The organism is Streptomyces sp. NPDC047049 (assembly GCF_040643995.1).
Taxonomy (GTDB): domain Bacteria; phylum Actinomycetota; class Actinomycetes; order Streptomycetales; family Streptomycetaceae; genus Streptomyces; species Streptomyces mooreae.
Genome location: NZ_JBEYVM010000001.1, coordinates 292,066 through 316,351 on the forward strand (window position 1 = coordinate 292,066; position 24,286 = coordinate 316,351).

Genomic DNA, 24,286 nt, shown 5'->3' on the forward strand with positions numbered 1-24,286 from the left:
CCGGCCCGGAACAACCCCCATCGCCCCTTTCCTGCAAGCCCCACAGCCCCCACAAGCCCCCGCAAGCCCAGAGAACGCAACATTCCCGCCCTCCGCCACCCCTGAAGTCCCCACCTCGGCCTCAACGGGCACGCCCACCCAGCCGACCGCCGGCCCCCTGCCCCCGCCCCCGCCCCCGCCCCCGCCTTCAGAACAACCCCTCCTGGCGCCCCTTCTCCTCCCCCTCCCGCTCCCCCGTCCCGGAGCCCACGGCCCGCACCGGCGCCGTCGTCACCCGCCCCACTGCCGCCCCCAGCACCCACCCCGACAACACCCGCGCATCCATCACGGCAACCACCCCACCGGCCGTGCTCGCCCCACCGGTCCCGCTAGCCGCACCGCCCCGGCCGGCCACCCCACCGACCACGCCAGACACATCCCCCACCAGCCGCAGATACACATCGGGCCCCACCCCGGTCAGTACCTCCCCCACGACCTCCTCCCCGGACGTCATCCCGCCCAGCTCCGCCACCACCCCCGGAATACGGTCGAGCCCGAACGGCTCCGTATGGTCCGCACAGGCGAACTCCACCGGCTGAAGCGTCTCCGGCCAGCCCGGCAACCTCCGTGCCGCCCCGTGCAGTTGAGCCAGCTCGGCGGCCCGTTCCGGCACCGGGGGCAGCGCCCCACGAGCCGCCCGTTTCACCGCCTTCCCGAACCGGTCGGGCACCCCCAGCGCACTCCCCAGCAGCGCCTCCGCCCGCCGCGCCGCCATCAGGGGCCCGCGCCCCAGCCATGCGTACGCCACCGCCCCCTGCTCCACCAGCCGGGCCGGCCCGCGCTCGACGGCCGTGATCCCCACCTTGAGCAGTCCGGGACCGAAGTACGCGAGGTAGACGCCGTAGGGGCGTGGATCATCGGCCATGGTGTCCGCGGCCACCGAACGCGACCGGTCCAACTGGGCGCACCGGGCGCACTGGTCCTTGGCACCCGCCCCGTCGAGCACCGCACCGTACGGGCACACGATCCGGCGTGCGCCCCGCCGTACGCCCAGGCAGCGCCGCTCCCCCTGCGCGGCGAACGCCAGCACCTTGCCCGCGGGGAGCATGCTCACCCGCTCCTCGCTCCGCTCGGCGCAGTACCAGCCGAGCCGCTGCCCGAACCGCCCCTCCGGCCCCGGCCCCGGCCCGCCACCTGACCAGCGCGGTCCCGTACATCGCCACACACCGCCAGCGTACGACCACCCACTGACAACGCCACCCGCACCCAGTCACCGACGGGCCCCGGCCCACACCCGGCCGTCGGGCCTCACACCACCAGCCCGTCCCCTGCCCCTCCCCGTGCCCGCCCCCGCCTCAGTCCCCACTCCCGTCCGCGCCCCCCAGCCCCCGGAACGTCCTCCGATAGGCACGCGGCGACACCCCCAACACCGCCTGCAGATGCATCCGCAGCGAGGCAGCCGTCCCGAAGCCCGCCTGCTCCGCGATCCGGTCCACCGTCAGCTCGGTCTCCTCCAGCAACTGCCGTGCGCGCTCGATCCGTTGCCGCGTCAGCCACTGGAGCGGCGACACCCCGACCTCGTCCCGGAACCGCCGGGTGAAGGTCCGTACGCTCATCGACTCGCGCGCCGCCAGCTCCCGCAGGCTCAGCGGCCGGTCCAGATGTTCCAGCGCCCAGGCCCTCGCCGCTCCCGTGGAGGACTCCCGGGGCTCCGGCACCGGCCGCCGGATGTACTGCGCCTGACCGCCCTCCCGGTGCGGCGGCACGACCGTCCGCCGCGCCACATCGTTGGCCACCGCCGCCCCGTGATCGCACCGGACCATGTGCAGACACAGATCGATCCCGGAGGCGACCCCCGCCGCGGTCAGCACTTCACCCTCATCCGTGTAGAGCACATCCGCATCCAGCTCGACCGCCGGGAACAACTGCCGGAAGTCCTCCACCGACCGCCAGTGCGTGGTCGCCCGCCGCCCGTCCAGCAACCCGGCCGCGGCCAGCACGAACGCCCCCGTACAGATCGACGCGATCCGGGTCCCGGGCCGGATCCGGCCCAGCGCCGCGGCCATCGCGGGACTCAGCCGCCCCGCACTTCCGCCCTCGCCCCACCCGTAATCCGCCCCGGACGCCGGCACGACCACGGTGTCGGCCGCCGCCAGCGCCTTGGGACCGTGGGCGACATTCACCGTGAAATCCGTGTCCGTACGCACCTCCCCCGGCGCCAAGGCGCAGGTCACCAGCTCGTACAGCGGCTCCCCACCCGCCGACCGGGCCTCCCCGAAGATCCGGTGCACGATCCCCACCTCGATCGGCAGCATCCCGTCCCGCACCAGCACCGCCACCCGATCCCTCCGCCCACCCCCGGAAACGGCCCGCACCTCCCCACCCCCACCACTGCCGCCACCTCCGCGGCTGCCACCACTACTGCTCCTACCGCTCTCCACCACGCCGCCCATGGCCCGATCCTTGCACACCATGGCCATCGGGCCACTCGTATGCCGCCCACGCTCCCGGGACAGTGGAGGACATGAAGGTCCTCTGGCTGTTCGCCCACCCCGACCAGCGCTCCCTGAGCGGCGCCCTCCTGGCCGAAGGGCTGCGCACCCTCGACGACCACGGCCACCAGTACCGCGTCTCCGACCTCTACGCCATGAAGTGGAACCCGGTGGTCGACGCCGCCGATTACGACCACGACCCGGCCGACCGCCTCCTGATCGGCACGGCCTCGGAACGCGCCTACACCAACGGCCACTTGAGCCCCGACATCGAAGCCGAACAGCAGAAACTCACCTGGGCGGACACGCTGATCATCCAGTTTCCGCTCTGGTGGTACGGCATGCCGGCCATCCTCAAGGGCTGGTTCGACCGCGTCTTCGTCAAGGGCTTCGCCTTCGGCCTCACCGACCCCGCCACCGGCCGCCCCCGGCGCTACGGCGACGGGCAGACTCACCGGCAAGCGCGCCATGGTCCTCACCACCGCCGGCGCCCGCGCCGCCACCCTCGGGCCGCGCGGCGTCAACGGAGACCTCAACGACCTCCTCTTCCCCCTCCAGCACGGCACCCTCTGGTACACCGGAATCTCCGTCGTCCCGCCCCTCCTGGTCCCCGGCGCGGACCGCACCACCCCCACCGCCTACGCGACCGCCGCCACCCGCCTGCGCAAGCGCCTCCACACCCTCCCCACCACCGAGCCGCTGCCCTTCCGCCACCAGAACAACGGCGACTACGACGACGACCTGCTCCTCCACCCCGCCCTGGCCCGCCCCCACACCGGCCCGGCCGCCCACTACACGACCCCACCCCCACCGGCCCACGACTGACCCGTACTCCGCAGGCCCGCACCCGCACCCGCACCCGCACGCACAAAAGCCGCAGGCCCAGCGGAAGAAAATTCCACTGGGCCTGCGGCTATCAGTAGCGGGGACAGGATTTGAACCTGCGACCTCTGGGTTATGAGCCCAGCGAGCTACCGAGCTGCTCCACCCCGCGTCGGTGAACTGAACATTACGCCACTCCTCCACCAATGCCTAATCGTTTCCCCCACCGCTCCCCCCACCCAGGCCGCACCCACTCAACTCACCACCACCTCAGACCAGTTGCAGCAACTCTGCCCCGGCGCCCCTTGGCCACCACGCCGTGCAACGCCCTCACCCTGGACGTCGCCCCGCCTCGACGCCTCCCGAACCGCCGACCACCCACTCACCGGACTCATCGACTGCACACCCCTGAAGCCCCCCGCCCCCGTCCGCCAGGGCTGCTCCATGGCCGGGGTGACACCGGCACTGTGACCCGCTTGCTGCGCTTCGCCGCCATACAGCGGTCCGGCTGGGTCAGATCCGGGCTACCAATGGGTCGTGGACAGCGTTGGAGCCGTTGCAGCACCAAGCAGGGCATAGTCGGGGAGGACCGGCCATCGATCAGGGAGGAACCATGCGCATCGGGGTCTACCTCGCGCACCCGTGTCCGGGCAGCTTCAACCACGCGGTGTTCACTGCCGTCGTGGAGGAACTGCGCGACCGGGGGTGTCACGTACTCGCGCACGACCTCTACGCCGAGGGATTCGCCCCGGTGCTGACCGCCGGCGAGACGGAGACGGTCCAGTCAGCCACCCCCGCCCGCGACGTGCAGGTGGAGTTGCACCGGTCGGAGGTGGCCACCCTTGATGCCATAGTGTTGGTCCATCCGAACTGGTGGGGCATGCCGCCCGCCGTCCTCACAGGCTGGGTGCAGCGTGTGCTCGCACCCGGTGTCGCGTACAAGCTGGGCACCGCGGACGGGGAACCCGCAGGGCTGCTGAAGGCCGGCCGGGCGCTCGTTCTGAACACCTCCGACACCCCTGCCGAGCGCGAAGAGAGTGAGTTCGGCGACCCGCTGCAAAGGATCTGGGCGGCATGCGTCCTGCCGTACGTAGGCGTCGCCGACGTCCGCCGAATCGTCTTCCGTACGGTCACCGACTCGACTGACGAATTGCGCGCATCCTGGCTGCGCCAGGCACGTCAGCAAGCCGCCGCGCTGATGACCTGACACCACCACGCAGTTCGGGCAGGCACGGCTGCACGGCGGTGCAGTCGGCAGGTACCCGGAGTCGCAGTCCCCCTGCTGAACGGACGGGCCGTCGGGGGCAGTCCGGTGGAGCGGCTTTGGCCGGTGGCCTGCCCGGTTTGGGGGTCGAGCATGATCAGGGGGCCGTACGCTTGCCGGCAACTCGGGCAGGCTGGTGAGCTGCCCGGAATCTGAACGAGTGGCACCTGCCACTGCCCGGGCTCTGCCTCAAGGCGCTCCGGATGCGACGCGCTCAGCAGTTCGGGGACCGGAAGTCGGCCGGTGATCTCTGGCAGGACCGCCACGGGCTGGTCTTCACGACGAAGTACGGCACCCCGATCGAGCCGGGGAACCTCACCCGGATGTTCGCTCTCCGCGCCCGTCGCACAGGCCTGCGCGTGATCCCGTTGCGAACACCCGGCACACCTGCAGCTCACTCCTCGCCGCCCTCGGCGTGTACCCCAACGTGGCGCAGCGGATCCTGCGGCACTCGCAGATCGCGATGACGATGGAGGGCTACGCCGGGGCGAGTGAGGACGAGGTGCGCTCGGCGCTTGCCAAGCTCTTCGGGGCGATGGGTGGCACCGGCTGACCCGGTTGCTGCGCTTCACTGCCGTACGGCACGACAAAGCCCCCGTCCGGGTGACCCGGCGGGGGCTTTGACCTGCTGTGCGCTCGGCAGGATTCGAACCTGCAACCTTCTGATCCGTAGGCGGGTGCCGCAGACAGATCAGCGGATGGTGGCAGGCAATCGACAGCCGCAACATAGGCGTGCCAGGGCGCTCACGTCTGACGTTGTGCGCCCGTGTTGATGTCAGCTGTTGATGTCAGCCATGGCATTCGAGGCTCCCCTGCCGACCCCTCGCCCCTCCGCCGAGCGTCAGCGGTACTGCATCCACCACAGCACAGCGCTGATCACTGCCGATCCGAGGGCCGAGGCCGCCCCGCGTAGGGCGCTAAGCCCAATGAGGCGCCCGTACCTGCGCCTAGCTTTCCTCTGGTGACGCTTCTGGATAGGTGCCCTACAGTCGGGGGCGGTACTACTCATCGGTCTCCTTGTCAGACGTGTGGTGCCATCAGGGAACCGTCGACGGCAGCACTGGCGAGTTCGAGCCTTCGGCGGTCCCCTGAGCTCTTCTCCGAGCCTAGGAGCTGAGGCGCCCCGGACATACAGCTTGAGGACGCAGGACCGATGTAATTTCGAGGCGTCGGCGATGTAATTTCCAGCCAGCAGCGGGGGATTCGACAGGCTCGATGATCTGATGACCAGCACGACAGCCACTGGTCCAGAGGCCAACTTGGCGCTAACTACGGCAAGTTGATCTAGGTTTTTAACTACGCTCACGTCATGGAGTTCACTGAGCCTGGCACCATCGACGATCTCGTTGAGGACGCAACAGCCGCTGGCTACCGCGCGACGTCTCGCCTCGTGCACGACTGGGTCTCTAAGGGGCTGCTTGGGAAGCCTCAGCGACGCCGTACCGGGCCGAACGGCTCAGAGAAGGCCCTTCATTCGGCGAACCAACGCTTTCTGTTCATAGCCCTGCTGAGAGAACGCGTCAGCACTCCCCGCCTCTCCGATCTTGCCTCGGTTCCCCTGTCACTCTGGCTCTACGGTGGCGACGAATGGGTATCGACCGATCAGGCGCTTCGCGCTCTTCAGACATGGGTCGGTGACCCTCGGCGCACAAAGGCTTGGGCGCGGAAGATCGCGGCCTGGGTCATGTCTGATGTGGACGATCCGCGGCTAGGGACACGGCCCAGCCGGCGCGATCTCCTAGATGCTCTTGCAGAAGCCCTGTACACCGGTTACTTCGACAGAGATCTCATCGTCGCCAAGGCGCGGCCCCTATTCGAGAGAGCCGATGCGCTGCTCCCATTGGCGAACTCGGAAGACCCTGACCAACCCCCCAGAACGCCGGAGGCGCTGGCGTTCCATCTTGAGATGATCATCGCCGGTGGCCAGGCGATCAGGGAAGGCGAGCTGGAGCCATGGGAGCTGGACGCTATCCGCCAGCTGGAGAACGACTCTGAGGGCGCCACACCTACGCCAGAACAGTTCGCTAGCGCTCCTACCGATTTGTTTAGAGGCATCGGCGTATGGGTCATTATGCGGAGGTTCAAGCAGCCGCCTAATCGACCGGACGGGCCCTAGCGAGGACGCGTGGGCGTCCCCCCGATTTTCGGCTCACGACTCCGGGTGCTCGCGCGTACTCGCACGAGCTCCGCATCTCCCGCACCTCATAGCCACCCGCAGAGCTAGTTCAGCAAACGACGGCCATCATGGGCACGCACCTGCGGTTCCCCAGAATCGAGCGCATCGAGGACTCGTACCGCGTACGCCTCCACCATGTGGCTCTCAACCTCGTCGCGGCTGAACCAGTGCACGTCAACGGACTCGTCTGACGTGCGCTCTTCGCCGCCCACCACCCGGCAGCGGAAGACCAGGGCGACGACGCCGCGATTCATGTTCTTGTAGACGCCGGTCAGGCGCTCCGTCTCGACCTTGATGCCGGTCTCTTCCAAGACCTCTCGGCAGGCGCCGTCCTCAGGGCGTTCGTCCAGTTCGAGGACGCCGCCCGGGGCCTCCCAGGCGCCATTGTCAGCGCGCTTGATCACGAGAACGCGGCCGTCCTCGCGGACCACCACTCCGGCCACCGAAACCGAGTGAAGCGACATTGACCGGCCTTCCCGGTTAGCGTTACTCATGTACAGGAGCATAGGAGGACTGAAGGACATGGGCACAGCAGCCTCTAGAGACTCAGGTCAGCCACGGTACCTACAGATCGCGGAAGACCTGACTCAGCAGATCAGGTCCGGAGTCCTCGCCCCTGGAACCAAGGTTCCCAGTGAGTCGGAGCTCATGGCTCGCTACTCCGTCTCCCAGGGCACGGCCCGTAAGGCCGTGGCAGAGCTCCGGCCCACCGGCTTGATCGACACCCACCACGGCAAGGGCTCGTTCGTGAAGAGCCAGCCGCCGGTACGCCGTAAGTCGTCCGACCGCTTCCGCCGGTCCCACCGCAAGGCCGGCAAGGCCGCCTACCTCGCGGAGTCCGAGCAGGCCGGGAAGACGGCGGGCGTCACCGTGCTGTACGTCGGCCCCACCGAGGCACCGGAGGAGATCGCGGAACGGCTGGGCGTGATCACCGGCACGAAGGTGCTGGCGCGTCGGCGTCTGTACTTCAGCAACGGGACACCCACGGAGGAGGCGACGTCGTACCTTCCGTGGGACATCGCCGAGGACATCCCCGAGCTACTCGCGGAGAACCCTGGGGGCGGCGGCATCTACGCCCGTTTGGAAGAGAACGGGCACATGCTGAAGGAGTTCACGGAGACCGTTCGCGCCCGGCTCGCCACGAAGCAGGAGACCAGCGCCCTGAGCCTGAGCCCCGGCTCGCCCGTGATCCACCTGGTCCGGAACGCGGAGAGCGAGGACGGCCGGGTGGTCGAGGTCTGCGACACCGTCATGGCCGCTGACCAGTTCGTTCTCGACTACCGCATCCCCGCCGGAGACTGACGAAGCCTCATCTCCTCCAGCCCGTCGCGAAGAAAGCTCTCGCGGCGGGTTGACTCATGTACAGGAGTTGGGCATTCTCATGGCAGCAACTCCTGCACATAAGTGCATGAGTGCAGGAGTTCAGGGGTCATCTGCCCCGTGCATTGCCTGCCTGGACGCCTTCACCGGCGCCCAGGTGCACCACCCAGGAGCCCCGCAGCGGACGGGGGGAGGCGGCCCGGCGCCTTGTCATTCACCGGAGGGCTTAGACCGAAAGGTCATGTCTCCATACGCCTTCGCCAGGCACAACGGCTCTACCTCGTACGGGAGTTGCTTGCCTGAAGGAGACACGCACCACCACACCCATCCGTCGCTTCCGTTGCGGCGGCCGGTTGCCTCCCCCGCCCGTCTGGCTCGCTGCCATACGGGCGGGGTTGAGGGGAGCCGGAATACCCCCTTCGCTTCTGAGGAGCCCTGATGAGCACTGTTGAGATCGTCTCGTTCGGCTACCTGCACGACGCGCCGCCTGCCGCCCACCTGACCCTCGATTTGCGGCGCCACTTTCGTGACCCGCACGTGTCGCCGGAGCTGCGGTACATGACCGCCGAGGACGAGCCGGTACGTGCCGCCGTGCTGGGCACCCCCGGCATTCCGGAGCTGGTCGCGGCCACCGCGACGGCGGTCGGCGCGTTCGCCGCCGGTCCGAGTGCCGGAACGGTGATCGTCGCCGATGGCTGCGCCGGCGGGCGACACCGCGCCCCGACCTTCGCTCTCGTGCTGGCCGATCTGCTGCGGCTGGCGGGCCACCAGGTCACGGTCACGCACCGGGACCTTCACCGCCCCGTCGTCCAGCGCTGAAGCCCCTCACCTGCATGTTCGCCCTGATGGTCGTAGGCCGGGTTCGACTCCCGGCCGGGGCGCTGCGGCCACCACCGGCCGCCTCACCAAAGGAGCAGACATGGCCAGGATCACCGTCAACGGCGACCACCACGGCGACATCAGCGGGACGACCATCTCCGGCGCCTCCGGCCCGGTCGCCCTCAACGGCGACATCCACGACGGCGGCACCCACGGCGGAGAGGACACCAGCAGCCGGACCTACTCCGGCAACGGGATGACCGTCATCGAGGGCGACAGCCACGGCACCATCTCGCGTTCCTTCTGACGCCCCCCGGCATCCAACGCCGCGGCCAGTCCTGGCGCGGACACAAGTAGCCGTATCCACGCACCTTCCGGGGCGGTCGCCTCTCGCCACAAGACCGCGACCGCCCCGGCCCTTCCTTCGCGAATCAGGAGATCAGCCATGACTGAGCGCACCTTCACTTCCCGCTCCACCGGCCCCGTCGTCCTGGGGCTGGACCTGCCCATGGGCAGCGTCCACGTGCAGGTCATCGACAACCTCACCAGCGCCCGCGTGACGCTGCGGACCGCCGACACCTCGGGGCCGGCCGCTGACGCGGTCAACGCGGCCCGCATCACCGAGAACGGCCAGGCCATCGCGGTAGAGGTCCCCAAGATCCCCGGCAACGTGATGATGCAGAGCGTCCAGGGCAACCGGATCACGCAGAGCATGGGCACCGTCTACGGGTCGGTCACCGGCATCACCATCATCAACGGCCGCGTGATCACGGGCGGTGGCGCGGACACAATGACGACGGTCAGCCCGATTGAGGCCCGGGTGGCCCTGCCGGCCAACTCCTCCCTCGCCGTGGTCTCCACATCCGCCGACGCTGTCGTGGACGGTGATGTGGAGCGTATGGAGTTCCGCTCCACCTCCGGCGACTTGCAGGTCGACGGGGCCCGGACCGTGAACGCGTCAACCACCTCCGGCGACGTGACCGTGTGGCGCGTGGCGGAGCAGATGGTGGCCCGCTCGGTCTCCGGTGACATCGCCGTGGACCTGTACAGCGGCAGCAACGCCGAGCTGAACACCACGTCGGGCGACGTGAACGTACACGCCACGCTCAAGGCCTCCGGCGCGCTGCGCGCCACCACCGTCTCCGGCGACGTGACCGTTAGCGGCGGACGCGGCCTGCGCGTCAGCGCCCACAGCGTCAGCGGCGACGTCCGCACTCGCTGACCCAAACCTTCCCTCCCGCCGGGGCGGCCGCCTCTCGCCAAAGACCGAGGCCGCCCCGGCTCCCTTCGCTCCAAAGGAGAGCACCGAGATGCGTACGTACATCGGCACACACCAGGCCGCCAGCCCGGCCGAGTTCGAGGAACTGGCGCTCGGTTTCGATGAGCTGCCCGCCGGTATCGACCGTGACCTGTTCCGTGGCCCGCTGGCCGCCGAGTCCCCCCAGGAGCGGGCGGCGCGGCTGGATGTGGCCCGGGAGGTCATCGCGGACCTGGCTGCCGAGGGGGAGGGCGGGGACGAGATCGCCGCGTGGGACGCGCTGTACGCCGACGCGCTGACCCGCACGGTGCCGTTCCTGCGCGCCACCCGCACCACCGGCCGTTCCGCGGGGACGGGGGCGGCGGCATGAGCTTCTTGACCATGAACGACCTGGCCGCACCGCTTGGGCTGCTGCGGCTGCTGGCCGCGGACTTCGCCGGCCTGCCGGCCGTGAACGTGGACGTGTCCACGATCTTCCCGAACACGCTGGAGCTCGTCAGCCACGACGACTTCGGCGCGTTCGAGGCGTGGCGCTCGGCTCTGGGCATCGAGGCGGATTCGGTGTCGTACGCGGAGCAGAGCGGTGGGCAGACCAGGGTGCTGCAGGCGGAGACCGACCACACCGGCGTCCGTCTGCGCCTGACCGCCTACAGCCACAGCCACAGCCACCAGGACAACGCGGGCGAGGTGGCGGCATGAGCCAGACTCTGACGGCCCTGGCCGCCGCGTTGCCGGTGGCGGCTGGATGGTCCCTGCACTCACTGAAGCTGCGCCGCCGGATCGAGGCGGCGCGCCGCGACCCGCTGTCGGGACTGTGGACGCGCCAGCCGTTCGAGGAGCACGCCCGTAAGACGCTGGGCGTGTGCCCGCGGGCGGTGATGGTCCTCGACCTGGACGGCTTCAAGCAGATCAACGACACCTACGGCCATGCGGTCGGGGATGCGGTGATCGCCGTGACGGGCCGGCGCCTGGCGCGGTGGAGCACCTTCTACCGCGGTGTCGCCGGACGTCTGGGCGGTGACGAGTTCGCCGCCTCGATCTGCTGCTACAGCCTGCGGGGGCTCCGTCAGGCCATGGACGACCTGGCGGAGCAGCTGCGCGCGCCGGTGGAGTTCGAGGGCCACGTGCTGTGGGTGGGGTTCTCCGCCGGGGTCGTCCGTGCCCAGCGGGACACCCGCGCGGCGGACCTGTCGCGGCTGATGCGGTGTGCGGATGAGGTCATGTACGGCGCCAAGCAGACCGGCGGCGGCTGGAGGGCCGGAGCCGACAACGCCTCTCCCGCGTACCGGACGGTCAACGGCCGTCGGGATGGCCGCCGCGGCACCAGCGCGGACCACAGCCTCGAAGGAGGGGCGCCGTGAGCCAGATCTACAGTGCGCGGGGCGCGCGGCAGATGGACGCGGCCACCGTCGCCAAGGCCAACGCCGAAGCCGACCTGCTGCGGGCCCAGGCCGCCGCCGCGACCGGCAAGGCCGACGTGGAAGTCGAACGCGTCCGGCAGGAAGCCGCGGCCCAGGCCCGCCGCGAGCGGCGCCAGGAGCGCGAGGAGAACGCGGCGGCCCGCCGGGAGCGGCGCCGGGCCGCATTTGCTCGGATCGGCGGGCAGATGGGCGCGCACCGCGTGACGCTAGTGACCGTCGCGGTCATCGCGCTGTTCGTGTCGGTGGCGCTGCCCGCGCAGATCGACTTCCTGGGCAGCCGCTGGGCGTGGCCGATGGCCGTGGCCGGCGGGGTGTCGCTGGAGTCCCTGACGTGGATGTTCGCCATCCAGGGCCAGCGCCGCGAACAGCGCGGCCTGTCCGCCGGCGTCCACCGAGCCGGAACCTGGTCGGCCGCCCTGGTGGCCGCCGGGATCAACCTGGCGCACGGCGCGGAGATGTGGGGTTTCGGCTTCGGCGTGGTCGCCGCGGTCGGTTCGCTGGCCGCGCCGGTGGCGTACGAGACCTACCGCCTGTCGGTCTCCGAGGACGACACCGACGCCAGCCCGGAGGAGATCCGGCACAACCGGCGTCGGCGGCGTCACCACCGCAAGGTGCACCGCGCCGCAACCCGGCTGCGGTGGGCCACCGTTCCGCCGATGGATGAGGCCCGTGCGTGGGAGACCGCGTGGCGGATGGTCCACGCTGCCGAACCCGGCGTCACCCGCCGGGAGCTCAAGCGCCACACCAAGCGCGCCGGGAAGGTCGCCCAGCTCGTCACCGAGCACGCCGACGCCGGGCCGCTTCCCTCGCTGGAGCTGTTCACCGGCCCCCGTACGGACGAGCCCGCGAACGGGCCGTACGAGCAGGTCAAGCCCCGTACGCCCCAACCTCCGAAGCCGACCCGTACACCGCCCGTACGGCCCGCCCGTACGGCCGCGCGGGCCGCGTCGGACAAGGCGTACGAGGAAGCGGAGCTGGAGCGTACGCGCCAGCGCGCCGAGGAGGCGTACGCGCAGTCCCTGGACGCCGGAACGCCGATCGGCCCGGCCGCGCTGGGCCGGGAGTTCGGCTTCTCCGAAGGCTGGGCCCGCAAGCGCATCAAGGCCGTAGACGAACGCCGCGCCACCGCCGCCCGCCAGGGCCTGCACCTGGTGCCCGCAGCCGCGGCACGGTGATGGCCGCACAACAGCCCAACCAGCTCTGAACTGCCCGTTCTCGTTTCAACGGGGCCCGGACGTCTGCCGGCCAAAGCGCCGTCCGGGCCCCTTCCACCTCCCGTTTCCGGAAGGAAGCAGCAGTGAATCACGACGACGACCGCGAACTGTTCAACCGGCTGGAAGCCGACATGGCCGCCGACACCGCCCACCAGGAGGGCGCGGAGGTGGTGGACCTGGGCAAGGCCCGCTCCGCCCGCGGTGCGGCCGACGAATCGCCCGCCTCCGAGCCGACCGACCGCCCGGCGGAGCCGGATCCGTCCGCCCGCGTGCTGGTGGACGGCCCCGACGTCAAGGGCCCCGGCTACCTGGGGAGGCTGATGGGCGCCAAGCGCCGGGCGATCGTCCCGGAGTGGCTGAAGTCCACCGACGAACTGAAGATCGCTGCCGCCTGGGTCGCTGGCCACTACGGCCACATGACCGGCTACCACGCCCTGCGCACCCCGGTCTACGCCGCCCGCCTGGCCTTCCAGGCGCCGCGCGGTGCCGCGAAGTTCCTCGGTGGCACGATGCGTTGGGCCTCCGATGCGGAAGGCGACCCGGTGCGCCGGGCCATGGTGACCAAGGAGGACGCTGCCACCTACCTCAAGCTCTCCCGCCAGCGTGACGGCCGCGTGCGCCTGCGCACCCTGGTGGTCATTCTGGCGTCGTTCATCGGTCTGGGGGCGGCGCTGGCGCTGTATGTGCTGGCCCCGGCCTGGCTGATGGCGGTGTCGGTGGGCGCGGTGGTGCTGGCCCTGGGCTGGGCCGGGGACGCGGCCGATGCCCCGGTCATCAACCGGGCGGTGGAGCTGCCCAAGGCCCAGAAGCTCACCTCGGACATTGTCCTGCGGGCGCTGGGAGCGCTGGGTATCCCGGCGATCAACCAAGCACAGTCCAAGGGGCGGGAGGGGTTCACGTTCACCGCGCCCATCACCCGCGACGGCCCCGGCTGGCGCGCCGAAGGGGACCTTCCCTACGGCGTGACGGTCACCGACGTGATCGAGCGGCGCGACAAGCTGGCCTCGGGTCTGCGCCGGCCGCTGGGCTGCGTGTGGCCCGAGGCGGTGCCGGACGAGCACACCGGTCGCCTGGTGCTGTGGGTGGGCGATCAGGACATGTCCAAGGCCAAGAAGCCTGCGTGGCCGCTGGCCAAGTCCGGGACGGTGGATCTGTTCAAGCCGGTGCCGTTCGGAACCGATCAGCGCGGACGCTGGGTTGAGGTCACGCTGATGTACATCGCGGGGATCATCGGCGCCATCCCCCGCATGGGCAAGACGTTCCTTCTGCGGCTGCTGCTGCTCATCGCCGCCCTGGATCCGCGGGCCGAGCTGCACACCTACGACATGAAGGGCACCGGCGACCTGGACCCCGTCGGCAACGCCGTCTCCCACCGCCACGCCGCCGGCGACGACGACGAGGCGATCGAGTACACGCTTCGCGACTTCCGCGACCTGCGCACCGAGCTGCGGCGCCGCACCAAGATGATCCGCTCCCTGCCGCGCGACATCTGCCCGGAGTCGAAGGTGACCTCCGAGCTGGCCAGCAAGAAGGAACTGCGGCTCCACCCGATCGTGATCGGAGTGGACGAGTGCCAAGTCCTCTTCGAGCACCCCAAGCACAAGGACGAGTTCGAGGAGATCGCCACCGACCTGGTCAAGCGCGGTCCCGCGACCGGGATCGTGCTGCTGCTGGCCACCCAGCGCCCCGACGCCAAGGCGCTGCCCACCGGCGTCTCCGCGAACGCCTCTGCCCGCTGGTGCCTGAAGGTCATGGGCCAGCTGGAGAACGACATGGTGCTTGGCACGTCCGCCTACAAGCGGGGCGTGCGGGCCACGATGTTCTCCTGGGCCGACAAGGGCATTCACTACTTCGTCGGCGAAGGCTCCGACGCCCGCATCGTCGGCTCCGTCTACGTCGATGGCGTCGGCGCCGAGGCCATCTCGCTGCGAGCTCGCAAGGCTCGTGAGGACGCCGGCCTGCTCTCCGGTCACGCGCTGGGCGAGGAGCCGGAGACCGAAGCGGCAGCGTATGACCTGCTGCGGGATCTGCTCGGCGTGATCCCGGCCGAAGAGGCCAAGGTCTGGAACGAAACCGTCGTGGCCCGCCTGGCCGAGCTGCGGCCCGAGGTCTACGGCGAGTGGGCCGCCGAACAGCTCACCGCAGCTCTCAAGCCCTACGGCATCGCCACCGTCCAGATCGGGCGCCGCCTCAAGGACAAGGACAAGGTCGTCAACCGGCGCGGCATCGAACGCGCCCACATCGTCGCCGCAGTAGCGGAGCGTGACGGAAACCGCGACGTCGGATGAGCCCGCGGGGCCGCTATCGCTAGCAGTAACCCTCGCTAACGTTAGCGGCCCCGCTAGCGCCCCACACCACATCTGATCAGGCTGCTAGCGGATAGCGGCCCACCTGCGGAAACCCTCGAAAACCGCCCCGGAGGCCGTTCATGACCCCCACCGCGCTCACTATCGCCTGCCTGGCGATAGTCACACTCTGTTATGCCGCTCTGTGTGCTGTCTCGCCGTTCGGCGACTGCCACAAGTGCCGCGGCTTCGGCTACGCGCTCAAGAAAGACCGCCGCGGACGGCTCCGCCCCGGCAAGACCTGCCGCCGCTGCCGAGGCGACCGCAAGCGCATCCGCGTCGGCCGTCACCTGTTCAACGTCGCCGCCCGCCTGCACCGCGACGGCACCCGCTGACACCCTCCACCACCTCACGCCAAGGAGCCCGTCGTGGCCATCACCCTCTCCCTCGTCTTCCTCTTCGGCCTGGTCCTGTTCTTCCTGCTGCGCTCCAAGAGCCTCGGCTACGGCTCGGCCTTCATCGCCGTGATGTTCGGCTTCTTCCTCGCCTCCACCGGCGCCTCCGGCCCCATCAACCAGCTCACCCACGCCGTCATCGACGCCACCAGCAAGCTGTAGGAGCCCGCCATGAACGAGCCCACCGCGCCGCGCCGCCCACCTGCGCATCATCAGGCGGCCGTCACGGTCCACCACCCCACACCGATCACACCCGCGCCCACCGCACCGCTCGTCCCCCTCCAGCCGGACAGCGTCCCCGCCGTGGCAAGCGTGGTCCTCCCGAACGGCCGGATCGTGACCGGCTACGCCATCGAGGCCGCCAAGCCCGAACCGGTCGCGGCCAAGCCGGCCGTCTCCCGGGCAGCAGCGAACATCGCCCTCGGAGGCATCGGGTTCGGTGCCGTCTGCGGCGGGCTGTTCCTGCTGACCACGTTCATCGCCGCGCTCGCCGCGCTCATCCACCAGCTCATCGTCCTAGCCGCCGTTATCTTCGGCGGCTGGATCGCCGTACAGATCTTCAGCGCCACCGGCCACCGCGCCGGCACCACCACGGTCCACATCCGCAAGGCCGTCATCAAGCGCAACCACTTCCACCACTGACTACGCCCGGGGCGGTCGCCTCTCGCCAAAGACCGCGACCGCCCCGGCCGGGCCGCCCGCCTTCCGGCAGGAGCCCGCTTCCCTGTCCCTTCGCGAAAACAGGAGACCCCTGCATGAGCCCTCCCACCGCGCTGCGGCTCGGCTCGCTGTGCACCGGATACGGCGGCTTGGACATGGCCGTACAGCAAGTGTTCGGCGGCTCTCTGGCCTGGGTCGCCGACAACGACCCGGGCGCTGCCCGCATCCTGGCCCACCACCACCCGCACGTGCCCAACCTCGGCGACATCACCGCCCTGGACTGGCGGGACGTGCCGCCCGTCGACATCGTGCTGGGCGGCTATCCGTGCCAGCCGTTCAGCTCCGCCGGCAAACGGAAAGGGACCGCCGATGCCCGGCACATCTGGCCCCACATCGCCCGTGCCCTTCGCGTTCTACGACCCCAGCTCGCGGTCTTTGAGAACGTCGCAGGGCACCTTTCCCTCGGATTCGACACCGTGCTCGCCGACCTTGCCGCCCTCGGGCTCGATGCGCTCTGGCGCACTCTTCGCGCGTCGGATGTCGGCGCCGCCCACCAGCGCAACCGCCTATTCGTCCTCGCCTGGCCTGCCGACTCCGGCAGCACGGGACTTCAAGGGCGGCGGGCAGCGCGGGCAGCTTCCGACCGCCGTCGGCTCGCTCCTGCCGACCCCGTCGACCTCGGAGAACACCGGAGCCGGACACGCGGCTCAGGGCGGGATGAACCTGCGTCACGTCGTCTCGCTGCTGCCCACCCCGCGCGCGTCGGAGAACGAGAATCGGCAGACCAGGCGCAGCCCATCGCAGGAAGCGGGCACGCACGGCAAGAGCCTGGCCGCCGAGATGGGCTCGCTCCTGCCGACCCCGCGGGCCACGGATGGCACGAAGGGCGCGGTCTCTCGCACGGAGGCGACGCACCGACGGGTGCAGTCCGGAACGGCGAATCTGCCCGAGGTGGCGCTGAGCGCGTTCCCGAAGGACCCGCCGAGTGGGGCGAGTACGCCGAAGCGGTCGCGCGGTGGGAAACGGTCCTCCAGCGCCCCGCCCCCGGGCCAGTTGACGCTGTGGGACGGCTGAGCCCCGTCTTCGTCGAATGGCTCATGGGCCTGCCTGCCGGGCACGTCACCGCCGTCCCCGGCCTGTCTCGCTCCGCGCAGCTCAAGGCGCTCGGCAACGGCGTGGTCCCGCAACAGGCCACTCACGCCCTGCGCTCCCTGCTCCACCCAGCAGGCGCTGAAGAACACGCCACAGCCGCGTAGATACGCCCGGGGCGGTCGCCTCTCGCCAAAGACCGCGACCGCCCCGGCCGGGCCGCCTGTCTTCCGGCAGGAGCCCGGTTCTCCGTCCCTTCGCAGAAACAGGAGACCTCAAGCATGACAGCAGACTGCAAGCCCCCGCGGCTCCGCAGTGCAAATCGCCCGCCCGTGGAGCGCCTACGCACCGCTCTGGCCCTGGCCACGGCCGGTGTGCCGGTACTGCCGCTGAGGGCGGGGAAAGTGCCGTTCGGCAATTGTCTCGCCTGCCACCGAAACGCCTGCGGCGGCCGGCCGAACATGAAGACCCCCGGCCCCTGCCACTGCCCCCGCCCCTGCCACGCATGGGCCGCGGCCGCCACCGACCACGCCGTTCTCACGTCCCCGGAGTGGGCGGAAGCGTGGCGTGACGCCTCGGCCGTCGCCTACCACCCCGGCGGGGCCGGGCTCGCCGTCGTCGACCTGGACGATGCCGACGCCGTCGCATGGGCCCGGCGCACGCTCCCCGCCACCCGCACCGTGCCCACCATGCGCGGTGAGCACTGGATCTACCGGGGCACCATGGGCTCGTCCAACGCGGTGCGACCCGGTGTCGACATCAAGTCGACCATGTCCTACGCCCGGTGGCTCGGGCCCGGCACCGGCACCATGACCGCCCTGCCGGACGCCGTCCGCGCCCTGACCGTGAAGGAACCCTCGACGGCCCGCCCGGCGCCGTTTTCCGTCAGCGTGCCACCAGGAGGCGGGGGCGGGGAGTGCCACCACCGCACGCCCGCCTACCTGGAGCGGGGCATCGCCATGGCTGAGCAGCGCATCACCGATGCCTCCAGTGCGGTCCACACGACCGTGTACCGGACGTTCCTCGCCGTGCTGTCCGCCCATGGCCGGTGCGGCTGCCTCACCGAAGCCCACGTCTCGCGGCTGTTCACCGCCGCGCAGGCCAAGGGCGAATCGCCCCGGCACTGCACCGACGCGTGGACCAACGCCCGCACCGCACTGGGGATGTGAGCCATGTCTGAGGACGAGAAGACGCCGGCCCGCCAGATCATCACCGACTACGCGCAAACGCACTTCCGGTACTTCCGCACCATCGACGGCACCGTCTACGCGCAGAAGAACGGCCACCCCGTGGCCCGGCCCATCCGCTCCCAGGGCACGACGGGAAGCCACCGCCAGGAACTCATGGTCGGCCTGTTCAGGGACGGGGTCGGCGTGTTCAACGGCACGGCACTCAAGGAGGCGTTGGACTTGATCGAAGCACTCGCGCTGACCGAGGACGTACAGCCCACCCACATCCGCGTGGCGCCCGGATTCGACGGGGCGACCTGGCTCGACCTGGGCCGCGACGACGGCAAGTCCGTCCGCATCCACCCCACCGGCTGGGACATCCTCACCCCCGACCCGCAAGAAGTCTGCTGGCGGCGCACCCAGCTCACCGGCGAACTCCCCCTGCCCGCCCAGGACACCAACGGCAAGGGCATCGACCAACTGCTCCGCCTGTGCAACTTCGCCAACGCAGAGACAGAGTGCCTGGCCCTCGCCTGGCTCATCGGCTGCCTAGAACCGTCCGTCCCCGTCCCAGCCCCCTTCCTCACCGGCCCCCAAGGCGCGGGAAAATCCACCGGCGGCAGGATGCTGGTGCGGATCATCGAGGGCATGAGCGGCGACCTGCGCCGCGCTCCCAAGGACGAGGAGAACATGATCACGGCCGTCGCCGCCGGATGGGTCACCGCCCTGGACAACCTCTCCCACCTGCCCCCGGACCTGTCCGACCTCATGTGCTGCATCGTCACCGGCGCCGAGAGCATCAAGCGCGCCCTGTTCACCGACGGCGACGTCGTCCGCTCCCGCTACCGGCGCCCCATGCTGCTGACCGGTATCGACGTCGGCGTCATCCGGCCCGACCTCGCCGAACGCCTCCTGCCGCTCCGCCTCGTGCGGCCCCGGGTGCGGCGAACCGAGGCAGAGCTGTGGACGGAGTACGCGGAGATCCTGCCGGCCGTACTCGGCTCCCTGCTGGACCTGACCGTCAAGGTGCGAGCCGCACAGGCGGACACCCCCACCGACCTGCGGATGGCCGACTTCGCCCACCTGTGCGCGCAGCTCGACACAGCTACCGGCTTCGGCTCGCTGGCCGCGTACCGGGCCAGCCTCGATGACCTCAACGACGACGTCATCGAAGGTGACCTGCTGGCGCAGACGGTTCTGAACCACGCGGCTGGACTCGACGCGGGTACGGAAGTCCGTATGACGTCCTCGGAGTGGCTGCACTGCCTCACAAGCCTCTACAGCGGCGAGGAGTGCCGCCCCCTGCCCAAGGGCTGGCCCACCACCGGCAAGGTCCTCTCCGACCGCCTCAAGCGGCTACAGCCGACCCTCGCCGCACGCGGCGTCCTCATCGACTGGGGCCGCACCAGCGCCGCCCGCTACATCGAGATGGCCCACCACGCGTCACTGACCCCAAACCAGCAGGAAGCGGCGTTCTGACCCGGGCCATCACGGCGCCGCACTGAACAAGCAAGAGGAGCACCCCGCGCGAGGCGTGCTCCTCTTGCTGTTCCGGCGGCTTGCCGCCGCTGCACAAGACGCGCCGCGAAGCGGCTCCTTCTTCACGTCCTGAGACGAGCCGCACCACCACAGACACCACCCCTCTTTTTCCTAAGAGAAGAGATCCTGCGTCACCCACGTCACCAGCCACCCGAACTGGTTCCCTGACCAGCGATGACAGCGGTGACGCAGACGGCAAAACCTGTGTCATCCCGCGTCACCCGCGTCACGGGTGACAGAGCTCCGCCCCGCCCCGTGACACGCCCCGAGCTGCCCGCGTCACCGCATAACCACAGGTCAGAGCCACAAATGACGTGCGTGACGCGATGACGCAGAAAACCGCCCCTCGGACAGGCGCGGGCCCCAAGAAGCCCCCGAACCAACTCCATTCGCAGGTCCAGCCTTCTTCCGGAGGTCTCAACGTGCTGACCGTCGTCGCGAGCGACCCCCAAACCCTCACCGTCCCGGAGGTCATGACCGCTCTGAGGCTCAGCCGCAGCAAGGTCTACGACCTGATCCGCTCCGGCACCCTGCCGAGCTTCACCGAGGGCCGCGCCCGCCGCATCCCCCTCGACTCACTCCGCACCTACATCCAAAACAAGCTTGAGGAGGCTGCCTGATGGCGAAGAGGCGCGCCAACGGAGAAGGCACGATCACGAAGCGCACCGACGGCCGCTATCAGGCCGCTGCGTACGTCTACCGGCCCGACGGCACACGAGTGCGGAAGTTCGTCTACGGCAAGACCCGTGAGGAGGTGAGCGGCAAACTCATCGAACTCCAGGAGAAGACCCGGCAGGGCATCCCGGCCGCCACGTCCGCTATGCCATTCGGCGACTTCCTCACCTACTGGCTCGCCGCCATCGCGCCCACCCGCCTCAAGCCCGCGACGCTCAACAGCTACGAAGGACTGTCGCGGCTCTACATCAAACCCGCGCTCGGGAAGAAGAAACTCAACCGGCTCTCCCCCACCGACATCCGGCTGTTCCTCGCGGAGTTCAAGGGCGGTTGCCTCTGCTGCCTGCGAGGAGTCGACGCGGCACGCGCCAAGGAAGACCGGACGTGCTGCGCCGTGAACAAGTGCTGCAAGCGCCGGCCGTCCGCCCGCACTGTCCAGTACGTCCACGCGGTACTGCGGTCGGCACTCCAGCAGGCCGTCCGGGAAGAGCTCATCGCACGCAACGTCGCCCGCATCGTGGAAACGCCCACCGCCGAACGCCAGGAGGTACGCCCGTTGGACGTCGCAGAGGCGAAAATCCTGCTCAGGACGGCCCGCAACCACCGGCTCTACGCCCTGTGGCTGCTTCTCATCTCCACCGGCCTGCGCCGCGGGGAAGCCCTCGGCCTCACCTGGTCGGACATCGACCTGAACTCCGGACAGCTCCGGGTCCGGCGCAACCTCCAGCGCATCAAGCGCGAACTGCTCTTCGGCACACCGAAAACGGCTCGGTCACTCCGGACGGTGTCCCTGCCGAAGAGGTGCGTGGATGCACTCATCGCCCACCAGGCGCAGCAGGAGCAGGAGCGGAAGGTGGCCGGCGCCAAATGGCAGCCGGTCCCCGGCCACCCGAACGGCCTGGTCTTCACCACCGCCACCGGCCGGGCCACGGACCCCCGCAGCCTCAACCGCATGCTCACGATCCTCTGCCGAGATGCCAAGGTGCGCCGCGTACGGGTGCACGACCTCCGGCACACCTGCGCCTCCCTGCTGCTGGCCCAGAGGGTCGACGCCCGCACGATCATGGAGACGCTGGGCCACAGCACCATCACGATGACCCTGGACACCTACGCGCACGTCATGCAGACCACTCTCAAGGCGGCGGCCGACCGGATGGACGACGCCCTGGGGATGGACGACCTGGGGGACGGCGAGGAGGACGATCCGGGGTGTTCGTCGGCCGCGTGAGGGGCGACGCGTCCCGCGTTGATGTCAGCCGCTGATGTCAAAGGCCCCCTGGACTATATCCAGGGGGCCTTTGACCTGTGTGCGCTCGGCAGGATTCGAACCTGCAACCTTCTGATCCGTAGTCAGATGCTCTATCCGTTAAGCTACGAGCGCTTGGCTTTCCGGCGGTTTTTCTTGCCGGTCGGCGTTGCGGGAACAACATTACATGACCTGCGCCGTGAGGCGAAATCCATTGCTCGCAGCACCTCTGACCTGCGGAAACGTGTCTCTGGGGAGGCTCGGGGGGCTAATCGGGCCAGGGGGAGTCCTCGATGATCCGGACGAAGTTCGGGCGGGTGGAGCCCTCTTCGAAGCGGTCCAGGACGTCCGCCTTCACATTGCCGAAGGCGGCCTGGGGGCGGTGGGCCAGGCCGGCGTGGAAGGCGTGGAGGATGCGGCGCTTGAAGTCGGGGCGCGGGTGGGCGGCGATGACGGCCTCGCGGGTTTCCGGCGGGAGGGTGTCGTAGCCGATGCCGAGGACGCCGAGTTCGACGCCGGCTGTGACGAGCGCCACTTCCGGGGCCATGTGGTGCGGGATTTCCGGGGTGGTGTGCAGGGCGATGCCCTCCCAGACCAGGCGGGCGCGGTCCGCGGGGATGCCGCGGGCGGTCAGGAAGGCGCGGGCCTCGTCGGCGCCGTCGAGCTCGAAGCGCTGCTGGGAGGTGCGGAGCTTCTCGGTGAGGCCGAGGCCGTGGAAGAGCGCTCCTATGTACAGCAGCTCCGGGTCGAAGGCCAGGCCGTGCCGGCGGCCGTGGTGGGCGCCGAAAACGTAGACGCGGCGCCTGGCTGGCGTCGATCCCTCCGGCGGGTGACCCGGGCGCCGCGTGAAGGAGCCGCGGGGGGAGGGAGGAAAGATCACTCCGCTGGCGCGGCGAGCGGGTTGCGTCTGCGGGGAGAAAGTCGCTTCGCGGGGGCTGGAAGATCGCTTCGGGGGCGCGGAAAAGCGTTCAGGCCCCGGTCGGTGAGGACCGGGGCCTGAACGAAGAAGAGCGGAGGCGGAGGGATTTGAACCCTCGATGGGGGGTAAGCCCCAAACCGCATTAGCAGTGCGGCGCCATAGACCGGACTAGGCGACGCCTCCACACACCCCACGCGTGCAGGCACGCTGTGGTGTGTCCAGATGATGGCACAGCCCCCAGGGCTGTCACCAATCGCCCCCTACGGTACTAGGCGCGCGGGCCGGCGGGCAAAGACGTTCCTGCAGCGCAACGTCGGGGGCGGCAGCGCGTTAGAAGTGTCGGGGCCCGTGGCGGCTCGCGTCGTCGTGCGCCCCCGGCGTGTACGTACCGCGTACCGCCCCGCACTCGCCTCCCTGGAGCCCGTGATGCCGCACCGCCGGACGTCATCCCTCTTCGCCGCGGCCGCCAGCGCCGCCACCACGGCCGTCACCCGCCTGACCGCCACCACAGCCGCCGCGGGCCGCGTCTCCGCCACCGCCGCCGTGTCCGTCGTCTCCGTCAGCGCGGCGCTGGTCCTGGCGGCGCCCGCCGCGTCGGCCGCCCCGATCCCGTTGCGGCACCACTGGTCCGGGGGCGGCATCACGGGCATGGGGCACCGCACGGCCGCCGCCCGCCCGGGCCGCACCGAGCACGGCAGACACGTTGATCACGGCAGACCCGTTGACCACGGCAGACCCGTTGACCACGGCAGACCCGTGGAAGACGACGCACCTCTCGATCACCGCGCGCCTGCCCATCACTACGCGCCCCTCGATCACCGCGCCCCCGCCGGTCACGAGGCCCCGGTCGGTCACCGCATCCCCACACCCGTTCGTCACGGCGCGCTTCTCGGCCACGGCACCACCGCCGATCACGGCACCACCGCCGGCCACGACACACCCCTCGGCCACAGCACACCCACCGGCCACAACGCACCCCTCGGCCACGGCGCGTCCCCCGGCCGCAGCACGTCTATCGGCCACGGCACGTCCGCCGGCCACGGCGCACCGGTTTCCCGCCGTACCCCCGTCGACCACCTCACCGTCACCGTCCACGACTCCGGTTCGGCGGACGGCAACGGCACCTTCGAGCTGTACTGCCACCCCGGCGGCGGCAACCACCGTCACATCAAGGGCGCCTGCGCCAAGCTGGACGGGATGACGAAGTGGGGCAAAGACCCGTTCGCACCCGTACCGCAGGGCGTGAACTGCACGATGATGTACGGCGGCCCGGCCACCGCGCATGTCACCGGGACCTGGGCGGGACGTCCCGTCAACGCGGATTTCCGGCGCACCAATGGGTGTGAGATCAGCCGCTGGGGCCGGTTCGAACCCCTGCTCCCGTCGACCAGTTCCTGACCCGGTTCGTGCCGTAGTAGCGCGCCAGGTCAGGACGAGGGGCACATGTCGGGCGTGCGGTGAGTCGCACAAGCCCGTGGCATTAC

At 70.0% G+C, this 24,286-nt stretch carries 24 protein-coding genes, 3 tRNA genes and 4 pseudogenes; 24 read left to right on the plus strand and 7 right to left on the minus strand.

What is annotated here, in order from left to right:
• Nucleotides 1–187: 187 nt before the first annotated feature.
• Both ABZ851_RS01400 and ABZ851_RS01405 read right to left on the minus strand, forming a co-directional pair.
• Complete coding sequence (locus ABZ851_RS01400; protein ID WP_361120504.1) at nucleotides 188–1,204, minus strand: DUF2797 domain-containing protein; 1,017 nt, start codon at nucleotides 1,202–1,204, stop codon at nucleotides 188–190.
• Nucleotides 1,205–1,334: 130 nt separating this feature from the next.
• On the minus strand, nucleotides 1,335–2,459 hold the full coding sequence (locus tag ABZ851_RS01405) for a helix-turn-helix domain-containing protein (RefSeq protein ID WP_361120507.1): 1,125 nt from the start codon (nucleotides 2,457–2,459) through the stop codon (nucleotides 1,335–1,337).
• A 44-nt stretch (nucleotides 2,460–2,503) separates the two neighbouring features.
• Between ABZ851_RS01405 and ABZ851_RS01410 the strand changes: the two are divergent.
• Nucleotides 2,504–3,296, plus strand: a pseudogene (locus tag ABZ851_RS01410) (NAD(P)H-dependent oxidoreductase).
• Between the two features lie 95 nt (nucleotides 3,297–3,391).
• On the opposite strand, the gene ABZ851_RS01415 reads toward ABZ851_RS01410, so the two are convergent.
• A tRNA-Met gene (locus tag ABZ851_RS01415) sits at nucleotides 3,392–3,465 on the minus strand.
• A gap of 441 nt (nucleotides 3,466–3,906) precedes the next feature.
• On the opposite strand from ABZ851_RS01415, the gene ABZ851_RS01420 reads away from it, so the two are divergent.
• From ABZ851_RS01420 to ABZ851_RS01430, 3 genes and pseudogenes are all read left to right on the plus strand, one after another.
• Nucleotides 3,907–4,500 (plus strand): NAD(P)H-dependent oxidoreductase, encoded by a 594-nt coding sequence (locus ABZ851_RS01420; protein WP_361120510.1) that lies wholly within the window; start codon nucleotides 3,907–3,909, stop codon nucleotides 4,498–4,500.
• Between the two features lie 224 nt (nucleotides 4,501–4,724).
• Nucleotides 4,725–5,110: pseudogene (locus tag ABZ851_RS01425) on the plus strand (tyrosine-type recombinase/integrase); the annotation flags it as partial.
• 756 nt (nucleotides 5,111–5,866) lie between these two features.
• Nucleotides 5,867–6,673, plus strand: coding sequence for a hypothetical protein (locus tag ABZ851_RS01430; RefSeq protein ID WP_361120513.1), 807 nt, complete (start codon nucleotides 5,867–5,869; stop codon nucleotides 6,671–6,673).
• A gap of 104 nt (nucleotides 6,674–6,777) precedes the next feature.
• On the opposite strand, the gene ABZ851_RS01435 is transcribed toward ABZ851_RS01430, so the two are convergent.
• Nucleotides 6,778–7,239, minus strand: a complete 462-nt coding sequence (locus tag ABZ851_RS01435) for an NUDIX domain-containing protein (RefSeq protein WP_361120516.1) — start codon at nucleotides 7,237–7,239, stop codon at nucleotides 6,778–6,780.
• Between the two features lie 16 nt (nucleotides 7,240–7,255).
• On the opposite strand from ABZ851_RS01435, the gene ABZ851_RS01440 reads away from it, so the two are divergent.
• The 19 genes and pseudogenes from ABZ851_RS01440 to ABZ851_RS01530 all read left to right on the plus strand — a co-directional run bounded on the left by ABZ851_RS01440 (nucleotide 7,256) and on the right by ABZ851_RS01530 (nucleotide 21,865).
• Entirely contained in the window at nucleotides 7,256–8,035 is a 780-nt protein-coding gene (locus ABZ851_RS01440) for a GntR family transcriptional regulator (RefSeq protein ID WP_361120520.1), read from the plus strand.
• Between the two features lie 456 nt (nucleotides 8,036–8,491).
• Nucleotides 8,492–8,872 (plus strand): RNase adapter RapZ, encoded by a 381-nt coding sequence (locus tag ABZ851_RS01445; protein ID WP_361120523.1) that lies wholly within the window; start codon nucleotides 8,492–8,494, stop codon nucleotides 8,870–8,872.
• A 100-nt stretch (nucleotides 8,873–8,972) separates the two neighbouring features.
• Entirely contained in the window at nucleotides 8,973–9,179 is a 207-nt protein-coding gene (locus tag ABZ851_RS01450; RefSeq protein WP_361120526.1) for a hypothetical protein, read from the plus strand.
• Nucleotides 9,180–9,317: 138 nt separating this feature from the next.
• Nucleotides 9,318–10,094, plus strand: a complete 777-nt coding sequence (locus ABZ851_RS01455; protein ID WP_361120529.1) for a DUF4097 family beta strand repeat-containing protein — start codon at nucleotides 9,318–9,320, stop codon at nucleotides 10,092–10,094.
• A gap of 88 nt (nucleotides 10,095–10,182) precedes the next feature.
• On the plus strand, nucleotides 10,183–10,500 hold the full coding sequence (locus ABZ851_RS01460) for a hypothetical protein (protein WP_361120532.1): 318 nt from the start codon (nucleotides 10,183–10,185) through the stop codon (nucleotides 10,498–10,500).
• Nucleotides 10,497–10,829: a hypothetical protein gene (locus ABZ851_RS01465; protein WP_361120535.1), complete on the plus strand. Its 333-nt coding sequence runs from the start codon at nucleotides 10,497–10,499 to the stop codon at nucleotides 10,827–10,829. The genes ABZ851_RS01460 and ABZ851_RS01465 overlap by 4 nt, the downstream gene beginning before the upstream one ends.
• The gene (locus ABZ851_RS01470; protein WP_361120538.1) at nucleotides 10,826–11,491 is read left to right on the plus strand and encodes a GGDEF domain-containing protein; all 666 of its coding nucleotides are present in this window, start codon (nucleotides 10,826–10,828) and stop codon (nucleotides 11,489–11,491) included. The genes ABZ851_RS01465 and ABZ851_RS01470 overlap by 4 nt, the downstream gene beginning before the upstream one ends.
• The gene (locus ABZ851_RS01475) at nucleotides 11,488–12,726 is read left to right on the plus strand and encodes a hypothetical protein (RefSeq protein WP_361120541.1); all 1,239 of its coding nucleotides are present in this window, start codon (nucleotides 11,488–11,490) and stop codon (nucleotides 12,724–12,726) included. Before ABZ851_RS01470 ends, ABZ851_RS01475 begins: the two co-directional genes overlap by 4 nt.
• A 122-nt stretch (nucleotides 12,727–12,848) precedes the next feature.
• Nucleotides 12,849–15,053 carry a cell division protein FtsK gene (locus tag ABZ851_RS01480; protein WP_361120544.1) on the plus strand — a complete coding sequence of 735 codons (2,205 nt, stop codon included), beginning with the start codon at nucleotides 12,849–12,851 and terminating at the stop codon, nucleotides 15,051–15,053.
• Nucleotides 15,054–15,193: 140 nt separating this feature from the next.
• Nucleotides 15,194–15,445, plus strand: coding sequence for a hypothetical protein (locus ABZ851_RS01485; RefSeq protein WP_361120547.1), 252 nt, complete (start codon nucleotides 15,194–15,196; stop codon nucleotides 15,443–15,445).
• 33 nt (nucleotides 15,446–15,478) lie between these two features.
• Nucleotides 15,479–15,667 (plus strand): hypothetical protein, encoded by a 189-nt coding sequence (locus tag ABZ851_RS01490; RefSeq protein WP_361120550.1) that lies wholly within the window; start codon nucleotides 15,479–15,481, stop codon nucleotides 15,665–15,667.
• Nucleotides 15,668–15,676: 9 nt separating this feature from the next.
• Nucleotides 15,677–16,147, plus strand: a complete 471-nt coding sequence (locus ABZ851_RS01495) for a hypothetical protein (protein WP_361120552.1) — start codon at nucleotides 15,677–15,679, stop codon at nucleotides 16,145–16,147.
• Nucleotides 16,148–16,320: 173 nt separating this feature from the next.
• Nucleotides 16,321–16,698 (plus strand): annotated as a pseudogene (locus ABZ851_RS01500) (DNA cytosine methyltransferase); the annotation flags it as partial.
• Nucleotides 16,673–17,239: a hypothetical protein gene (locus ABZ851_RS01505; protein ID WP_361121845.1), complete on the plus strand. Its 567-nt coding sequence runs from the start codon at nucleotides 16,673–16,675 to the stop codon at nucleotides 17,237–17,239. The pseudogene ABZ851_RS01500 and the gene ABZ851_RS01505, both read left to right, overlap by 26 nt.
• A complete protein-coding gene (locus ABZ851_RS01510) occupies nucleotides 17,227–17,421 on the plus strand; it encodes a hypothetical protein (protein WP_361121848.1) in 195 nt (64 codons plus the stop codon). The genes ABZ851_RS01505 and ABZ851_RS01510 overlap by 13 nt, the downstream gene beginning before the upstream one ends.
• A gap of 114 nt (nucleotides 17,422–17,535) precedes the next feature.
• Nucleotides 17,536–18,423, plus strand: coding sequence for a bifunctional DNA primase/polymerase (locus tag ABZ851_RS01515; protein WP_361120555.1), 888 nt, complete (start codon nucleotides 17,536–17,538; stop codon nucleotides 18,421–18,423).
• A gap of 3 nt (nucleotides 18,424–18,426) precedes the next feature.
• The gene (locus ABZ851_RS01520) at nucleotides 18,427–19,902 is read left to right on the plus strand and encodes an ATP-binding protein (protein WP_361120558.1); all 1,476 of its coding nucleotides are present in this window, start codon (nucleotides 18,427–18,429) and stop codon (nucleotides 19,900–19,902) included.
• 482 nt (nucleotides 19,903–20,384) lie between these two features.
• Entirely contained in the window at nucleotides 20,385–20,582 is a 198-nt protein-coding gene (locus ABZ851_RS01525; RefSeq protein WP_361120561.1) for a helix-turn-helix domain-containing protein, read from the plus strand.
• Complete coding sequence (locus ABZ851_RS01530; protein ID WP_361120564.1) at nucleotides 20,582–21,865, plus strand: tyrosine-type recombinase/integrase; 1,284 nt, start codon at nucleotides 20,582–20,584, stop codon at nucleotides 21,863–21,865. The genes ABZ851_RS01525 and ABZ851_RS01530 overlap by 1 nt, the downstream gene beginning before the upstream one ends.
• 80 nt (nucleotides 21,866–21,945) lie before the next feature.
• On the opposite strand, the gene ABZ851_RS01535 is transcribed toward ABZ851_RS01530, so the two are convergent.
• The 3 genes from ABZ851_RS01535 to ABZ851_RS01545 all read right to left on the minus strand — a co-directional run bounded on the left by ABZ851_RS01535 (nucleotide 21,946) and on the right by ABZ851_RS01545 (nucleotide 22,985).
• A tRNA-Arg gene (locus tag ABZ851_RS01535) sits at nucleotides 21,946–22,018 on the minus strand.
• Nucleotides 22,019–22,151: 133 nt separating this feature from the next.
• On the minus strand, nucleotides 22,152–22,763 hold the full coding sequence (locus ABZ851_RS01540) for a phosphohydrolase (RefSeq protein WP_361120567.1): 612 nt from the start codon (nucleotides 22,761–22,763) through the stop codon (nucleotides 22,152–22,154).
• 131 nt (nucleotides 22,764–22,894) lie between these two features.
• Nucleotides 22,895–22,985 (minus strand) — tRNA-Ser (locus tag ABZ851_RS01545).
• Between the two features lie 888 nt (nucleotides 22,986–23,873).
• On the opposite strand from ABZ851_RS01545, the pseudogene ABZ851_RS01550 reads away from it, so the two are divergent.
• Nucleotides 23,874–24,200: pseudogene (locus tag ABZ851_RS01550) on the plus strand (SSI family serine proteinase inhibitor); the annotation flags it as partial.
• Nucleotides 24,201–24,286 lie beyond the last annotated feature (86 nt).

Coding starts and splice junctions, on each gene's coding strand:
- ABZ851_RS01430 (WP_361120513.1), top strand. CDS start 5,867: ATGGAGTTCACTGAGCCTGGCACCATCGACGATCTCGTTGAGGACGCA.
- ABZ851_RS01465 (WP_361120535.1), top strand. CDS start 10,497: ATGAGCTTCTTGACCATGAACGACCTGGCCGCACCGCTTGGGCTGCTG.
- ABZ851_RS01455 (WP_361120529.1), top strand. CDS start 9,318: ATGACTGAGCGCACCTTCACTTCCCGCTCCACCGGCCCCGTCGTCCTG.
- ABZ851_RS01420 (WP_361120510.1), top strand. CDS start 3,907: ATGCGCATCGGGGTCTACCTCGCGCACCCGTGTCCGGGCAGCTTCAAC.
- ABZ851_RS01435 (WP_361120516.1), bottom strand. CDS start 7,239: ATGCTCCTGTACATGAGTAACGCTAACCGGGAAGGCCGGTCAATGTCG.
- ABZ851_RS01470 (WP_361120538.1), top strand. CDS start 10,826: ATGAGCCAGACTCTGACGGCCCTGGCCGCCGCGTTGCCGGTGGCGGCT.
- ABZ851_RS01450 (WP_361120526.1), top strand. CDS start 8,973: ATGGCCAGGATCACCGTCAACGGCGACCACCACGGCGACATCAGCGGG.
- ABZ851_RS01530 (WP_361120564.1), top strand. CDS start 20,582: ATGGCGAAGAGGCGCGCCAACGGAGAAGGCACGATCACGAAGCGCACC.
- ABZ851_RS01520 (WP_361120558.1), top strand. CDS start 18,427: ATGTCTGAGGACGAGAAGACGCCGGCCCGCCAGATCATCACCGACTAC.
- ABZ851_RS01515 (WP_361120555.1), top strand. CDS start 17,536: ATGACAGCAGACTGCAAGCCCCCGCGGCTCCGCAGTGCAAATCGCCCG.
- ABZ851_RS01405 (WP_361120507.1), bottom strand. CDS start 2,459: ATGGCCATGGTGTGCAAGGATCGGGCCATGGGCGGCGTGGTGGAGAGC.
- ABZ851_RS01460 (WP_361120532.1), top strand. CDS start 10,183: ATGCGTACGTACATCGGCACACACCAGGCCGCCAGCCCGGCCGAGTTC.
- ABZ851_RS01440 (WP_361120520.1), top strand. CDS start 7,256: ATGGGCACAGCAGCCTCTAGAGACTCAGGTCAGCCACGGTACCTACAG.
- ABZ851_RS01495 (WP_361120552.1), top strand. CDS start 15,677: ATGAACGAGCCCACCGCGCCGCGCCGCCCACCTGCGCATCATCAGGCG.
- ABZ851_RS01445 (WP_361120523.1), top strand. CDS start 8,492: ATGAGCACTGTTGAGATCGTCTCGTTCGGCTACCTGCACGACGCGCCG.
- ABZ851_RS01485 (WP_361120547.1), top strand. CDS start 15,194: ATGACCCCCACCGCGCTCACTATCGCCTGCCTGGCGATAGTCACACTC.
- ABZ851_RS01505 (WP_361121845.1), top strand. CDS start 16,673: ATGCGCTCTGGCGCACTCTTCGCGCGTCGGATGTCGGCGCCGCCCACC.